A 14054-nucleotide genomic window follows, 5' to 3' on the forward strand; every position below is an offset into this window, starting at 1 on the left:
CGCCGAACACCGCCCTTGCGTTTCAAGTCGGCGGCACTTCGGCGAGAAGAGCGCGGATATATCCGAGAACGTGACGAAAGCCGCCAATCCCGCCACCGCCTCGGGACAGAAACACCGCCCCCTGCCAGGCCGCCACGACAATGGCGGCCCGTGCGACCGCCTGCGCCGGCGCCCAGCCCATCTCCTCGAGATTGCGTGCAAGCAGCCTTTCCATATCCTTGAGGACAGCAGTCGCAAGGTCCCGCATCGCCGCCGTCGTCGCCAGGGGATCGATCATCGTCTGTCCAACCGGACAACCGATGATCTCCCCTTGTCCGGCGTAGAAGGTCTCGATCCGGAAAAGCACCCGCTCGATCCGCTGCGACGGCGAGAGTTCCGGGTCTTCGAAGATCGGCAAAGTCTCGGTGCGGAAATGCATCACCACCTGTTCGAACAGCGCTTCGAACAGGGCGGCCTTGTTTGGAAAGTGGTGGGTGATCTTGCCGAGCGAGACGCCAAGGGCAGCCGTGATCTCCGAAAACGAGGACGCCGCATAGCCACGAACGAAAACCAGCCGCCCAGCGGCCTCAAGGATTTCCTCCCGTGTACGAAGTCCCTTGTCGTAGCCCACGATCCTATCTCCCGGATACAACCGAGCGACGGAAGAACCAGAAGGTCCCGCCCGGCAGGAAGCTGAACAGCATCGCCTTGATCGCCCAACCGCGTGGCTGATCACGCAGCGCCAGCTCATTGATGACGGCCCAGATGTAGATAAGGAAGGCCATGCCATGCAAAGGGCCGAGCCAGCGTGTGACCTCGGCAAAGCCGAAGCCGTGCTTCAGCGGCACCCCGACGCAAACGAGGAGGAGCAAAGTCGTTCCCTCGGCGATCGCCGCAAAGCGCAGCAGGCGGGAGATAGGATTTCGGGTTTCGGGCTCGGACATGGTCAGGCTCACTTGATGATAGCGATGGAAATGATGGTGACGGTCAGTGCCAGGCCGGCAGCTTGCAGCATGCGAATGCGACCGGCCGACACCCGGTCTGCGCGGCGAAGGGAAGACACCGTTGCGGCGATCGCGCCGTGCAGGCCTGTCATCGCCAGGACGCAGGCAAGCTTGACTTGAAACCAGGGCTCGGCGAGCAGCTCCGGCCCCCGCAGGAAAAACAGGGTGGCGCCCAACAAAAGCGTCGCGAGCATCGCCGGATTGATCACGACGCGCAGGCCACGCTGTCCGATCCCCCCCAAGGTTTCGGCACCGCCGCCTTCGGCAAGCGCCTGCCGGTGGCTGGCGAGTTGCGCGACGAGAAGGGCTTGCCCGCCAAGCCAGATGACGACCGAAACGACATGCACGGCCTTTATCCAGAGGTAGTAGGGAAAGAGCAGATCCATCATCGGCACATCCAAAACAAAAAGATCATTCTGTTTGTTGCCGAAATGGGTTCAAGAGTCACTGCGACAAATCGGCAGCGGAGCGCGTCCGTGCAACAGCATCACCACGCCGCAGCAGTCGCGGACGCAACCGGCGAATATAAGAGATCTCTATGGCGCGCGGCCCGTCGAAACGGGCGTCGGTGGATGCAGGATGGGTTGCTGTCTGGTGGCGCCCCATGCCGAAGCACGGCAACGGCCTGAATTCAAACACTTGCGGTCATGTGGGACATAACCACGGGCTTCCAGTTTGTTATGTTTTTTCTCGGCCACGTCCCACGCTTCAGGGTACTTCTGGGGGGACGCGTGCGCCTCAACACGGGGTAATCTCGGCCTTGATCAGATCGTGAACTTCGCCATCGCAGGCGCCAGCCTATTCCATACCCAAGGGCAGCACCACGGACTGTTTCGGTTACCACTAGGAATGGCAGACGTTTGGAGCTAGCAAGTAGCGATCGACGCACGTAATTTTGGGGTCACATGAACAGCGAGCGCGCACTAGAGCTACTTAAAAAGAAACGCGACGATGGAACAGCTCTGCCGGACTTAGGGGACGATGGCGCAAATTTCATGAAATGGCGGCGTGATACGGAGGTGGCGATTAGGAAGATCTTCGGAGACGACAGTCGTCACGTGAAGGAATTTCGCCAAATCGGGTATGGCGTAATGGCCTTTCCGAGTACCCAGACCGAGCGCTCGCGAGCTTATCATAGAGGTTTGGCGAGAGCGAACTCGCTGTTGTCGTCACTAATTGATGAGGTCGCCCAGTTCGGCACGGGCGACGATGTTAGCGAGGCGCCAGATGTCCTCACGCTAATCGAGAGAATTTGTCTGCGGTTTCATACTGTGGCCCGCCAATTGCAGTCGCGACATAGCCATCGGGAAACCTTGACCGTTGCCGACGAATACGATGTCCAGGACCTTCTGCATGCGCTTTTAAGAGTTCATTTCGTCGACATCCGCGAGGAGGAATGGACCCCAAGTTTCGCCGGCGGTTCATCTAGGATTGATTTCTTACTCAAAGACGAACGCATTGTTATTGAAGTAAAGAAAACGCGGCCGTCGCTAAAAGCGGTGGATGTGGGGAAAGAACTCGCGATAGATATCGCCCGCTATAGATCTCATCCCGACTGCATCTGTTTAGTTTGCTTCGTCTACGATCCTGATGGATATATTGGAAATCCCAAAGGCATCGAGAACGACTTAGAAAAATTGGCGACAGAGGAACTGAAAGTTCGTGTAATCATCGCGCCGAAGAATTAATTAGAACTTGAAGCTCATGGAAAGTGGCATCCGGAGGCGGGCCACCTCAAGTGGCCGAAATCAATAACTTACGCAAAGGCTGGACACTCACCCGTCCAGCCTTTTCATTATGTTTTTCCTTAACAGTGTCCAGCCCGGGCGTAGCGTTCCCATGGGGCTTTACGATCGTCGGGTCTCTCTGCGAGAACATGAGTGGCCCGAGAACCGATTCTGAGTCTGACAGGTGAACACAACGGTTGATACCTTTCTCCAGATGCCCATCGATCTGAACGGCGTAATGGTGCCAACCAGGTCGATCAGCAACGTCTTTTCTCGCTACGTGACGAACCTGGTCGTTAGCAACGACGATCCGACCTTTCTGCTTTCCCTTCGTGGATCGGCCACGCCGATCGTCTTTGAAGGGCGCTATTTTCTGGCTTGTTGCAGTCATCAATTGAAGGGCGTCGAGTATGATCGGGTTGCGCTACTGGAAGAAGACGGCACCCACCTCGTGACTTCGGCCGGAGTGCGGCACTTCATTACCAAGACAGATTCCGACTACTCCGACTTGGCAATTTTCGACTTTTCGGAGCCATGTCGCGAACATCCTGACCTCCGGCGTCGCTTTTTTCCTTTCCGGGAGATCCCTCCCTACGCCCCGAACACCGACACCCTTTTCTTGCAGGTCGCGGGCTACCCCACATCAATGCAAGACTACGATGTAGATGAAGCAACAAAGCGCCTTGGATTTAAGAAGTTGAAGGTTCTCTGCGATCTCGACGGTCAACCTGCCGACCCGGCGCTGATGAGGCTGAGGACCACAGAACCGCTCTCGATAGATCCTGACGGCATGAGTGGAGGCTCGGCCTTCACGGTGCAATTGGTCAACGGACGACCGAAGGCCTACTTGGCTGGCATGACAACACGCGCTGGTGGCGAACACATCCATATTCTAAAGAGCGGTTACATTATGTCGCTTCTCCGCGCGATCCTTGAAGGTCGCCGCGAGGCCTAGCGCGCCAGAGCTTGGTTTTGGGTTTCCGCTTCGTAACTCCCTTGAACGATGGGTGACGAAATCGATTGTCTTCTGTCCACGCTCGATACTCAACATCAGCGACCAACACCGGGTCGGTGCAAAAGACCATTGACGAATGCCCGACTGGAAACCTGACCTTCCTCGTCACCGAGTTTGGCAAACCATTCACAACGAACGGTCTCGGCAACAAGATGCGTGACTGGTGCGACCAGGCCGGATTGTTCCACTGCACCACTCACGGCCTGCGGAAAGCCGGCGCCACGATCGCCGCCGAGAACGGCGCAACGGATGAAGAGCTGATGGCAATTTTCGGCTGGACCACCAACAACCAGACGACGACCTACACCAAGAAAGCGCGCCGTAAATAGATGGCGGCTGGCGCCATGCACAAAGCTTGCGCCGGAACAAAAGTAGGCCGCATCTTGTCCCACACATTTCGGGGTACGAAAACGCGGGGCAAAAACAGCGAAAAACAACAACAAAAATAATAGCTGTTAGGTGTAGGTGGTGCCCCATGCCGGGGTCGAACCAGCACTCCTTTCGGAACTCGATTTTGAGTCGAGCGCGTCTACCAATTCCGCCAATGGGGCTCAGGGAAGTGCGATATCAGCGGCTCGGATTTACACGAAGGATTTCGCCGTGGTCAACCATCATTTTCAGGATGCACGACCAACAATCACGAAAGCGTGCGGGCCGGTCGCGGCCGCTGCGATTTACAGCGCGTACGATCCTGCCTAAGAAGGCGCCATCCAGTTTGCACTGCGACATCCCTCGGTTTCGAGCTGTCGCCCGCGAGGTATAGATGATCGACGCCGCCACCCAATCCCGCCAGCATTTGCTGATCGCCGTTATCGTAACGCTCGGCATGGCGGCGACCGTCGGCGGGGCGCTCGGCTTCGAGCATGTCGGCGGCTATATCCCCTGCGCGCTCTGCCTGTTGCAGCGCGATCCCTACTACTACGGCATCCCGGCCGGTGTTCTGGCAATCGCCACGAGCGTCTTCAAACTGCCGGCGTGGACGACACGCACGCTGCTTCTCATCGTCGGCATCCTGATGCTGGTCGGCGCCGGCATGGGCGTCTACCATTCGGGCGCAGAATGGGGCTTCTGGGAAGGCCCGTCCACCTGCGCCACGACCGCGCAAGGGATTTCGTCCAATGTCGGCGACCTGCTCGGCGACCTCGATTCCAAGCATGGCCCGTCCTGCACCGAAGCCTCCTTGCGGGTGCTCGGGCTCTCCTTTGCCGGATGGAACGTGATCGCCAGCCTTATCCTCGCAGCGATCGCCCTGCGCGGTGCGGCAAAGGCGCGCTGACAGAGATCGCTCTTGGGAAACAGGCACTATGTGTCGTGACCGCCCCGACAAGGGTTCGCGAGCGCACGCACCTGTCCTGATCCCGCTTTTGCGGCCTGATCCGGCAAGAAGGCACGAACAGCGTCAGGGCTGCAGTTCGACGTCCCAGTAGAGATAGTCCATCCAGCTTTCATGCAGATGGTTCGGCGGGAAGAGCCGGCCGTTGTTGTGCAGATCCTGAACCGTCGGCTGATAGGGCCGCTGGTGCGGGAACATGCCGGCCTGCTTCGGCAGCTTGCTGCCCTTGCGCAGATTGCAGGGCGAGCAGGCTGCGACGACATTGTCCCAGGTCGTCTGGCCGCCGTGAGCGCGGGGCACCACGTGATCGAAGGTGAGATCGTCGGGCGAACCGCAATACTGGCATTCGAATTTGTCGCGCAGGAACACGTTGAACCGGGTGAAGGCCGGGTGGCGTGAGGGCTGCACGTAGCTCTTGAGGCAAACAACGCTCGGCAGTCGCATCGAGAAACTCGGAGACGACACCGAATGTTCGTACTCGGCAAGGATATTTACACGGTCAAGGAAGACGGCCTTGATCGCGTCCTGCCAGGACCAAAGCGACAAGGGGTAGTAACTCAGTGGCCTGTAGTCAGCGTTCAAGACGAGCGCCGGCAAGGCCTGTGGTGAGACTGCAATCGTCAAGCGTATTCTCCTGATCGATTCGGCATCTGCACCTTCTATATTAGGCCCGTTGCAACAGGATTGTGAAGCCGGAAACAAAAATGCGTGCGCTGGATTCGCTTTTTCCTTCAAGGTGTCACAGGAACAGCATCACGACGCATTTCCTGTGAGTAATAGGCCCAGAAGAGGCGTGCCGCGACGCTGCGCCAGGGCGACCAGGAAGCGGCGAGCGAATCAATTTCGCGTGCGCTCGGGCGCAGTTCGAGGCCCAGTCCGTGGCCGATCGCGTTTTGCAGCGCGACGTCGCCGGAGGGAAAGACATCCGGGTGGCCGGCGCAGAAGAGCAGATAGACTTCAGCCGTCCAGCGCCCCACCCCCTTGATCGCCGTCAACTCCCGGATCGCCTCCGATCCGTCGATGTTGCAGATCGCGTCGAGATCGATCTGACCACCGACGACCACTTCGGCCACGCGCCTCAGCGCCTCTGCCTTCGCCCGCGACAGCCCGATCGCCCGGCAATCCTCGTCGCTCAGCGAATTGACGCCCGCGGCCGTCACCTCGCCGAGCTTCTCCTCCATGCGCCGCCAGATCGCGGCCGCACTGGCCTTCGAGACCATTTGCGAGACGATGATGCTGGCAAGGCCACGATAGCCGGGATCGGTGCGCCGGAGCGGCACGGGGCCGGCTCTGGCAACGACGTGCCCGAGGCGCGCATCGAGCATCACCAGGCCCGAAAGCCCGGCCTCGATGTCCTCATGTGTCCGGATGATCCGCATGACGCCTCCACAAAGCGGATGATTTTTATACCCCTTCCATGGCAAAGGGAAAGCATGCCTGACACGCCACCCGTTTTCCGCTTTGCCCCCAGCCCCAATGGCCTGCTTCATCTCGGCCACGCGCTTTCCGCGGTCCTGAACCACGACATGGCGAAGGCCGCAAACGGACGGTTCCTGCTGCGCATCGAGGATATCGACCGGACCCGCTGCCGCCCCGAATTCGAGGCGGCGATCTTCGAAGACCTCGCCTGGCTGGGCCTCGACTGGGAGCGCCCGGCGCGCCGCCAGTCGGAGCATCTCGACGCCTATGCGTCGGCATTGGCGCGGCTCGATGCGCTCGGCGTCGTCTATCCCGCAAACATGACGCGCGGCGAGATCAAGACGGCGGTCGCCGCCGCCGAAGAAGGAGGCGGGCCCTGGCCGCGCGATCCGGACGGAAGCCCAGTCTACCCGGGTCGCGAACGTGAGCTTAAGGCTCGCGACCGCGCCGGCCTGCTGTCGAGCGGCAAGGCCTATGCGTGGCGGCTCGACATGGAAAAGGCCGTCGCCCTCATCGGAGATACCCGCCTGACCTGGAGCGAAAGCGGCAGCGGCCCCGAAGGCCAGACCGGCACGATCATCGCCGATCCCGGCGCCTGGGGCGACGTGATCCTGTCGCGCTCCGATGCGCCGTCGAGCTATCATCTCTCCGTCGTCGTCGACGACGCGCTGCAGGGCATCACCCATGTGGTGCGCGGCCGCGACCTCTATCACGCGACATCCGTTCACCGGCTGCTTCAGCGGCTTCTCGATCTGCAGGAGCCGCTCTATCACCATCATCGGCTGCTCCTTGGCCCGGACGGGCGCAAGCTGTCGAAGAGCAACCAGGATACCGGCATCGCGGCCTTCCGCGCTGCCGGCCGCACGGCTGCAGAAGTCCGTGCGCTAATCGGCTAGGTCCTGCTCCTCGCGAGCCGTGTCCCCACCATTGCGCAGCTGGAAGCTGCGCCGCACCATGCGCTTGACCCTGTATTTGAGGATCGCGGCATTGATCTCGGCGCCGATGATGAAGATCGCTGCGATCATGTAGAGAAACACCAGCACGATCATGATCGACGCCAGGCCCGCATAAGTCGAAACATAGGTGGCGAAGGTCGCGAGGTAGGAAGCAAAGGCATAGGCGCCGATCGTCCAGCAGACGAGCGTCAGCACGATGCCCGGCAGCACGTCGATCACCTTGCGGTGGCCGTCCGGCAGCCAGAGATGCGACACCAGCAGACCGGTGGTCAGCACGACGAGTGCGAGCGGCAAGCTCCAATTGTCGACCGTCGCAAGCACATCAGCAAGCCAGGGGAGCCACTGTCCAGCATACCGCACCGCCAACGGCACGGCGACGAGCAGGATGCTGAGTGCGGCCAGAATCAGGACGCCGGCCAGCACGAAGCCGAGGCTCGCAAGCCGGGTGACGTACCAGTAGCGGCTCTCGGTGACGCGATAGGCGCGGTTGAGCGAGACGCGCAGCGCCTCGACGCCGTTGGAGGCGAAATAGGCGGCGGCCAGCACCGAAACGGTCAAGAGCCCGCCGCGCGGGATCGTCAGCACCCGCACGATTTCGTCGGCGATGGGCTTGGCGATCGATTCCGGCCAGGCGTCGAAAATCAGGTGTACGGCCGTTTCGGCAAACTGGTCGGCACCGAGAAAGCTGCCGAGCGCGGTGCCGAAGATCAAGAAAGGAAAGACCGCGAGCAGCGAGGACAGCGCCACGTGGCTCGCCATCGCCCAACCGTCATCGAGGCTGAAATGCCAGAGCGCATCGAAAACGACTTTCCAGGTGATGCGTATGAATGCTGGCATTCCATTCCAATCCTAAAACCCGCCCGACACCGGCGGTCCGCTCACATAGGTATCGCCCGGGCCCGGCACAATTCCTGATGTCGCAACGCAGGCTGGTTCCAGTCCGCGCAATTCAATTGTATCCCGCCGATGAATATGGGAAACCGAGGCAGGATTTCTACAGGATTCGACCGGATGACGGATCGCCCAACAATCATTGTCACCGGATGTTCGTCCGGCATCGGCGCCTATTGCGCCCGTGCGCTTCACGCCGATGGCTGGCGGGTCTTCGCCACCGTCCGCCGGGAAGAGGACCGGCAATCGCTTGAAAGCGAGGGCATCGAGACCTTTCTGATGGACTACACCAAGCCGGAGAGCATCGCGGCCTTCGCCGATACGGTGCTGGCGCTTTCCAGCGGGCGCGTCGACGCGCTGTTCAACAACGGCGCCTATGGCCAGGCGGGTGCGGTCGAGGATCTGCCGACAGAGGCGCTGAGGCTTCAACTAGAGACCAACGTCATTGGCTGGCACGACCTGACGCGACGGGTGATCCCGGCGATGCGGGCGCGCGGAAGCGGCCGCATCGTGCAGTGCTCCTCCATTCTCGGCATCGTGCCCTATCGCTGGCGCGGCGCCTACAACGCCTCCAAGTTTGCGATCGAGGGCCTGTCGCTGACCCTCAAGATGGAACTGGCCGGCAGCGGTATCGAGGTCAGCCTGATCGAGCCCGGGCCGATCACCTCGAAATTCACCGCCAATGCCGTCACCTATATCGAGCGCTTCATCGACCTCAAGAATTCGGTGCATCGCATCGAATACGAACGGCAGATGCGACGCTTGAAAGGCGAGAGCAAACCCGCGGCCGGAAAGCTTGGCCCGGAGGCGGTTTATGCGGTTTTGAAGCACGCGCTGACAGCAAAGAAACCGAAACCGCACTATATTGTAACAAGGCCCGCCAGACAGGGCGCGCTTCTGAAGAAGCTTCTGCCGGCGGCACTGTTTTATCGCATCATCGGCCGACTTGGCTGACGCAAGAATTGCAAGGAAGAGTTCGATGTCCAGCTTCTTTACCGGCCTGACCCTGTTCGTCATGGGCCTGGTCGTGATCGTCTTGATCCGCGGCCTCGTGAACATGGCAAAGGGCGGCAGTGGCAACACGTCCAACAAGCTGATGCAGGCGCGCGTTCTGCTGCAGGCGATCGCGATCGCCCTGATCATGCTCACGCTCTGGATCACCGGCGGCGGCCGCCCGACCTGACGCAATTTTGAACGGACGGCCGTTCCAAACCGTTCCTGATATTGCGCAAGAGGACTGCGTCCACCCATGGTGAAGCTCAACAAGATTTACACCCGGACGGGTGACAACGGCACCACCGGGCTGGTCTCCGGGCCGCGCCGTCTGAAAAACGACCTGCGCGTCGATGCCTATGGCGCAGTGGACGAAACCAACGCCTTCGTCGGCCTGGCGCGGCAGCATACGGCCGGCAATGTCGACCTCGATACCGCGCTGATGCGGATCCAGAACGATCTCTTCGATCTCGGCGCGGATCTCGCGACACCCGACACCGGCGAGCCGCCGCAATACGAACCGCTGCGCATCGTCGCAGCACAGGTGACCTGGCTCGAAACCGAGATCGACCGGCTGAATGCCGAGCTCGATCCCTTGCGCTCCTTCGTGCTACCGGCCGGCAGCCCCGCCTCCGCAGCCCTCCATGTCGCCCGCACGGTCGCACGCCGTGCGGAACGCCAGGTGGTGGCGCTTGCCCAGATCGAAGGCGAAATCGTCAGCACGGAAGCCATCGCCTATATCAACCGCCTGTCGGATTTCCTGTTCGTCGCGGCCCGCTTTGCAAATGACAAAGGTCAAGCCGACGTTCTTTGGATTCCCGGGAAAAACAGATAACGTCCGCTTGCGCATCGTCGCCCGATCGAGATTCGGCGCGAGAAACGGGCCGTAACCTGTGCTTCGGGAGACCGCATGTTCATACCGCTTCACGATACGAACACCCTGAAGCACATCAAGGTCCAGTACGTCACGATCAGCCTGATCGTGATCAACGTCGTCGTCTGGCTGATCACCGGTCCGATTGCCTCCGAGCAATTTGCCAACGCAGCACTGCTAGGCTTCGGCTACATCCCGGCGCTCATCTTCGACTACGCCCAGCTTGATCCCTCGCTGGTCGTCGTCCCCGACGGCTTCACCTTCATCACCTATTCCTTCCTGCATGGCGACTTCATGCATCTCGCCATGAACATGCTGTTCCTCTGGGTGTTCGGCGACAATGTCGAGGATGCACTCGGGCACTTCCGCTACCTCGTCTTCTACCTGCTCTGCGCCGCTGCAGGCGCACTGGCGCATGGGCTGCTCGACCCGGCCTCCGAGGCCCCGCTGATCGGAGCATCGGGGGCGATCTCCGGCATTGTTGCCGCCTATTTCCTCCTGCACCCGAAGGTGCGCGTCTGGGTGCTGGTGTTTTTCCGCATCCCGCTGCCGCTGCCCGCCGTCATCCCGCTCGCCTTCTGGATCGGCCAGCAGTTCTTCATGCTGGTCGTCGATCCCGGCAGTGGCGTTTCCTGGAGCGCCCATGTCGGCGGCATTATCGCGGGGCTGGTTCTGGTGGTCATTTTGCGACGCCGCGATGTGCCGCTGTTCGACCGCACGATCGTCACCCCCCGAGCCGTCCGGCACAAGGCCGAACCGGTCACCGCAAGCCAACAGCCCTCGCCAGATGCGACAAGAGCGCCCGTTCCCTGGGGACGCCAGACCGGATCCTGACACCGGCAATCGCCAGCCTTCAACGAGGATGATCCATTATTTCAATGGCTTGCCTGGACGCTGCACGGCGCCGCCGGGACAGGGCTGCATCAGGCCTCGAGCCACTTGCCATCGACTATTCTTACGTGTACGTAAACGTAATTCCAATTCTCGGGATTATATCGATTTAGCGTCATGCACAGCGATTGTAATTGGAGAAAAAACGCGTATCGATGTCGCCAACCGACAATCAGGCGGCTCCGTTAAGGCGCATTTTCCTGCGAAAGCTCTTGGAGGGAAGAATCCATGAAAATACTTGTGACGGTGAAGCGGGTCGTTGACTACAACGTCAAGATCCGCGTGAAGGCAGACGGTTCGGGCGTCGAACTTGCGAACGTGAAGATGTCGATGAACCCCTTCGACGAAATCTCGGTCGAAGAAGCGCTGCGGCTGAAGGAGGCCGGCAAGGCCGAGGAAGTCGTCGTCGTATCCGTCGGTCCGGCCAAGGCCGAAGAGACGCTGCGCACCGCGCTCGCCATGGGCGCCGACCGCGCCATCCTGGTTGAGACCGAAGACCAGGTCGAACCGCTCGCCGTTGCCAAGATCGTCAAGGGCGTTGCAGACGCCGAACAGCCGGGCCTGATCATTGTCGGCAAGCAGGCGATTGATGATGACAGCAACCAGACCGGCCAGATGCTGTCGGCTCTCTTGGGCTGGGCCCAGGGCACCTTTGCTTCCAAGGTCGAGATCGGCGACGGCAAGGCGACCGTGACGCGCGAAGTCGACGGCGGTCTGCAGACCATCGACATCAAGCTGCCGGCGGTCGTCACCACCGACCTGCGTTTGAACGAGCCGCGCTACGCATCGCTGCCGAACATCATGAAGGCGAAGAAGAAGCCGCTCGACAAGAAGTCGCCGGCCGACTTCGGCGTCGACACGTCAGCCCGCCTCAAGGTGCTGAAGACCGAGGAGCCGTCGGGCCGCAAGGCTGGCATCAAGGTCAAGTCGGTCGCCGAGCTCGTCGAAAAGCTCAAGACCGAAGCCGGCGTACTTTAAGTTCAGGAAAGGGAGACATCATCATGGCCATTCTTCTTCTGGCTGATCACGACAGCAACCACCTTTCCGACCAGACCGCCAAGGCGCTGAGCGCTGCCTCCAAGATCGGCGGCGACGTGCACATCCTCGTTGCCGGCGCCGGCGCCAAGGCTGCGGCCGAACAGGCCGCGAAGCTCGCAGGCGTTGCCAAGGTGCTCGTCGCCGACGACGCTTCGTTGGCCAACAATCTTGCAGAGCCGCTGGCCGCCCTCATCGTCTCGCTCGCCGGCAACTACGACACGATCGTTGCGGCCGCGACCTCGGTCGGCAAGAACGTCATGCCGCGCGTCGCAGCCCTGCTTGACGTCAGCCAGGTCTCCGAAATCATCGAAGTTGTCTCTTCCGACACCTTCAAGCGCCCGATCTATGCCGGCAACGCCATCCAGACCGTGCAGACGACGGAAGCCAAGCGCGTCATCACCGTGCGCACCGCCTCCTTCGCGTCGGCCGCTGAAGGCGGCTCGGCTGCGATCGAGAGCGTTTCGGCTGCCGCCAACCCCGGCGTTTCCTCCTTCGTCGCCGACGCCCTGTCGTCGTCCGATCGTCCGGAGCTCACCTCTGCCAAGATCATCATCTCCGGCGGCCGTGCGCTCGGCTCGTCCGAGAAGTTCCAGGAAGTGATCCTGCCGGTTGCCGACAAGCTCGGTGCTGCCGTCGGCGCTTCGCGCGCTGCGGTCGACGCTGGTTACGCGCCCAACGACTGGCAGGTCGGCCAGACCGGCAAGGTCGTCGCGCCCGATCTCTACATCGCCTGCGGCATTTCCGGTGCCATCCAGCACCTCGCCGGCATGAAGGACAGCAAGGTCATCGTCGCGATCAACAAGGACGAAGAGGCGCCGATCTTCCAGGTCGCAGACTACGGCCTGGTTGCTGATCTTTTCGACGCTCTGCCGGAGTTGCAGAAGGCGCTGTAAGTCCAAATCGATGCCACCCGCCGCACCCGTGAAAAGGGCTGGCAAAAGCGGGGACTTGGCATTAACAATCTACCGGGCCGGCCAAACCGGCCCGGTTTGCATGTCTGACGGCGGCCTCGCCGCCAAGCTTTGAAGATGGATGTTCGCTGCGATGATCAAGACGGTCGGAATTATTGGTGCCGGGCAAATGGGCTGTGGCATCGCACATGTTTCGGCAATCGCCGGATACAAGGTACAGATCTATGATCTGGCCGCCGAGCGGATCGAAGCAGGCCTTGCCACCGTCAACGGCAACCTTGCCCGTCAGGTCTCCTCCGGCAAGATGACCGACGAGGCGCGCAAGGCGGCACTTGCGCTGATCAAGGGCTCTTCCGACATCAACGACCTGTCACAGGCCGATCTGGTGATCGAAGCCGTCACCGAAGACGAGACGATCAAGCGCAAGATCTACGGCCAGGTTTGTCCGATCCTGAAGCCGGAAGCGATTCTGGCAACGAATACCTCGTCGCTGTCGATCACCCGACTCGCCTCCGCCACCGATCGCCCCGAGCACTTCATGGGCATCCACTTCATGAACCCGGTTCCGGTCATGAAGCTGGTCGAGCTCGTGCGCGGCATCGCCACCGACGAGCAGACCTTCAAGACCGCCAAGGAATTCGTCGCGACGCTCGACAAGACCGTGACGGTCGCCGAAGACTTCCCGGCCTTCATCGTCAACCGCATCCTTTTGCCGATGATCAACGAGGCGATCTACACGCTGTACGAAGGCGTCGGCAGCGTCGAGGCGATCGACACCGCCATGAAGCTCGGCGCCAACCATCCGATGGGCCCGCTCCAGCTTGCCGACTTCATCGGCCTCGATACCTGCCTGTCGATCATGCAGGTGCTCTATGATGGCTTGGCGGACTCGAAGTACCGCCCCTGCCCGCTGCTGGTAAAATATGTCGAAGCCGGCTGGCTCGGCCGCAAGTCCGGGCGCGGCTTCTACGACTATCGCGGCGAAGTGCCGGTTCCCACCCGCTAATTCCGTCAGCATCTGAC

Annotated in this window: 19 protein-coding genes and 1 tRNA gene; 12 read left to right on the forward strand and 8 right to left on the reverse strand. The window is 60.9% G+C overall.

Features of this window, described 5'->3' with window-relative positions; all coding sequences use genetic code 11:
• Positions 1 to 22: 22 nt before the first annotated feature.
• Genes OKW20_RS25330 through OKW20_RS25340 form a run of 3 tightly spaced genes read right to left on the reverse strand, consistent with a single transcriptional unit; the run spans position 23 to position 1372 of the window.
• A complete protein-coding gene (locus OKW20_RS25330) occupies positions 23 to 610 on the reverse strand; it encodes a TetR/AcrR family transcriptional regulator (RefSeq protein WP_429176642.1) in 588 nt (195 codons plus the stop codon).
• Positions 611 to 614: 4 nt separating this feature from the next.
• Positions 615 to 923 (reverse strand): DUF3817 domain-containing protein, encoded by a 309-nt coding sequence (locus OKW20_RS25335; RefSeq protein WP_429176644.1) that lies wholly within the window; start codon positions 921 to 923, stop codon positions 615 to 617.
• 8 nt (positions 924 to 931) lie between these two features.
• Complete coding sequence (locus OKW20_RS25340) at positions 932 to 1372, reverse strand: CopD family protein (RefSeq protein ID WP_429176647.1); 441 nt, start codon at positions 1370 to 1372, stop codon at positions 932 to 934.
• A 516-nt stretch (positions 1373 to 1888) separates the two neighbouring features.
• On the opposite strand from OKW20_RS25340, the gene OKW20_RS25345 reads away from it, so the two are divergent.
• The gene (locus OKW20_RS25345) at positions 1889 to 2671 is read left to right on the forward strand and encodes a hypothetical protein (protein ID WP_429176649.1); all 783 of its coding nucleotides are present in this window, start codon (positions 1889 to 1891) and stop codon (positions 2669 to 2671) included.
• Positions 2672 to 2924: 253 nt separating this feature from the next.
• Positions 2925 to 3665, forward strand: a complete 741-nt coding sequence (locus OKW20_RS25350; protein WP_429176652.1) for a hypothetical protein — start codon at positions 2925 to 2927, stop codon at positions 3663 to 3665.
• On the opposite strand, the gene OKW20_RS25355 is transcribed toward OKW20_RS25350, so the two are convergent.
• On the reverse strand, positions 3619 to 3795 hold the full coding sequence (locus OKW20_RS25355) for a hypothetical protein (protein ID WP_429176654.1): 177 nt from the start codon (positions 3793 to 3795) through the stop codon (positions 3619 to 3621). The genes OKW20_RS25350 and OKW20_RS25355 overlap by 47 nt on opposite strands.
• Between OKW20_RS25355 and OKW20_RS25360 the strand changes: the two genes are divergently transcribed.
• Positions 3731 to 4054 (forward strand): tyrosine-type recombinase/integrase, encoded by a 324-nt coding sequence (locus OKW20_RS25360; RefSeq protein WP_429176658.1) that lies wholly within the window; start codon positions 3731 to 3733, stop codon positions 4052 to 4054. The genes OKW20_RS25355 and OKW20_RS25360 overlap by 65 nt on opposite strands.
• A gap of 137 nt (positions 4055 to 4191) precedes the next feature.
• Here the strand turns inward: OKW20_RS25360 and OKW20_RS25365 are convergent.
• Positions 4192 to 4276 (reverse strand) — tRNA-Leu (locus OKW20_RS25365).
• Positions 4277 to 4488: 212 nt separating this feature from the next.
• On the opposite strand from OKW20_RS25365, the gene OKW20_RS25370 reads away from it, so the two are divergent.
• Positions 4489 to 5001: a disulfide bond formation protein B gene (locus OKW20_RS25370; protein WP_429176660.1), complete on the forward strand. Its 513-nt coding sequence runs from the start codon at positions 4489 to 4491 to the stop codon at positions 4999 to 5001.
• Between the two features lie 123 nt (positions 5002 to 5124).
• Here OKW20_RS25370 and OKW20_RS25375 read toward each other — a convergent pair whose 3' ends face one another.
• Positions 5125 to 5682 (reverse strand): HNH endonuclease, encoded by a 558-nt coding sequence (locus OKW20_RS25375; protein WP_043623031.1) that lies wholly within the window; start codon positions 5680 to 5682, stop codon positions 5125 to 5127.
• A 107-nt stretch (positions 5683 to 5789) separates the two neighbouring features.
• Positions 5790 to 6437 (reverse strand): DNA-3-methyladenine glycosylase family protein, encoded by a 648-nt coding sequence (locus OKW20_RS25380; protein WP_043623033.1) that lies wholly within the window; start codon positions 6435 to 6437, stop codon positions 5790 to 5792.
• 54 nt (positions 6438 to 6491) lie between these two features.
• On the opposite strand from OKW20_RS25380, the gene gluQRS reads away from it, so the two are divergent.
• The gene (gene gluQRS / locus OKW20_RS25385; protein WP_429176664.1) at positions 6492 to 7373 is read left to right on the forward strand and encodes a tRNA glutamyl-Q(34) synthetase GluQRS; all 882 of its coding nucleotides are present in this window, start codon (positions 6492 to 6494) and stop codon (positions 7371 to 7373) included.
• Here the strand turns inward: gluQRS and OKW20_RS25390 are convergent.
• The gene (locus OKW20_RS25390; protein WP_043623038.1) at positions 7362 to 8270 is read right to left on the reverse strand and encodes a YihY/virulence factor BrkB family protein; all 909 of its coding nucleotides are present in this window, start codon (positions 8268 to 8270) and stop codon (positions 7362 to 7364) included. The two genes, gluQRS and OKW20_RS25390, sit on opposite strands and share 12 nt — an antisense overlap.
• Positions 8271 to 8444: 174 nt before the next feature.
• Between OKW20_RS25390 and OKW20_RS25395 the strand changes: the two genes are divergently transcribed.
• From OKW20_RS25395 to OKW20_RS25425, 7 genes are all read left to right on the forward strand, one after another.
• On the forward strand, positions 8445 to 9278 hold the full coding sequence (locus tag OKW20_RS25395) for an SDR family oxidoreductase (protein WP_429176667.1): 834 nt from the start codon (positions 8445 to 8447) through the stop codon (positions 9276 to 9278).
• Between the two features lie 25 nt (positions 9279 to 9303).
• Positions 9304 to 9507 (forward strand): twin transmembrane helix small protein, encoded by a 204-nt coding sequence (locus tag OKW20_RS25400; protein ID WP_043623043.1) that lies wholly within the window; start codon positions 9304 to 9306, stop codon positions 9505 to 9507.
• Between the two features lie 66 nt (positions 9508 to 9573).
• Entirely contained in the window at positions 9574 to 10152 is a 579-nt protein-coding gene (locus OKW20_RS25405; RefSeq protein WP_429176669.1) for a cob(I)yrinic acid a,c-diamide adenosyltransferase, read from the forward strand.
• A gap of 75 nt (positions 10153 to 10227) precedes the next feature.
• Positions 10228 to 11025, forward strand: coding sequence for a rhomboid family intramembrane serine protease (locus OKW20_RS25410; protein ID WP_429176672.1), 798 nt, complete (start codon positions 10228 to 10230; stop codon positions 11023 to 11025).
• A 285-nt stretch (positions 11026 to 11310) separates the two neighbouring features.
• Positions 11311 to 12060 carry an electron transfer flavoprotein subunit beta/FixA family protein gene (locus tag OKW20_RS25415; RefSeq protein ID WP_043623052.1) on the forward strand — a complete coding sequence of 250 codons (750 nt, stop codon included), beginning with the start codon at positions 11311 to 11313 and terminating at the stop codon, positions 12058 to 12060.
• A 23-nt stretch (positions 12061 to 12083) separates the two neighbouring features.
• Positions 12084 to 13013: an electron transfer flavoprotein subunit alpha/FixB family protein gene (locus OKW20_RS25420; protein WP_205237920.1), complete on the forward strand. Its 930-nt coding sequence runs from the start codon at positions 12084 to 12086 to the stop codon at positions 13011 to 13013.
• A 151-nt stretch (positions 13014 to 13164) separates the two neighbouring features.
• Positions 13165 to 14037 (forward strand): 3-hydroxybutyryl-CoA dehydrogenase, encoded by an 873-nt coding sequence (locus OKW20_RS25425; protein WP_034806743.1) that lies wholly within the window; start codon positions 13165 to 13167, stop codon positions 14035 to 14037.
• The last annotated feature ends 17 nt before the right edge of the window (positions 14038 to 14054 follow it).

Origin of the sequence: Ensifer sp. LBL, assembly GCF_050435225.1 — a bacterium.
Lineage (GTDB): Bacteria > Pseudomonadota > Alphaproteobacteria > Rhizobiales > Rhizobiaceae > Ensifer.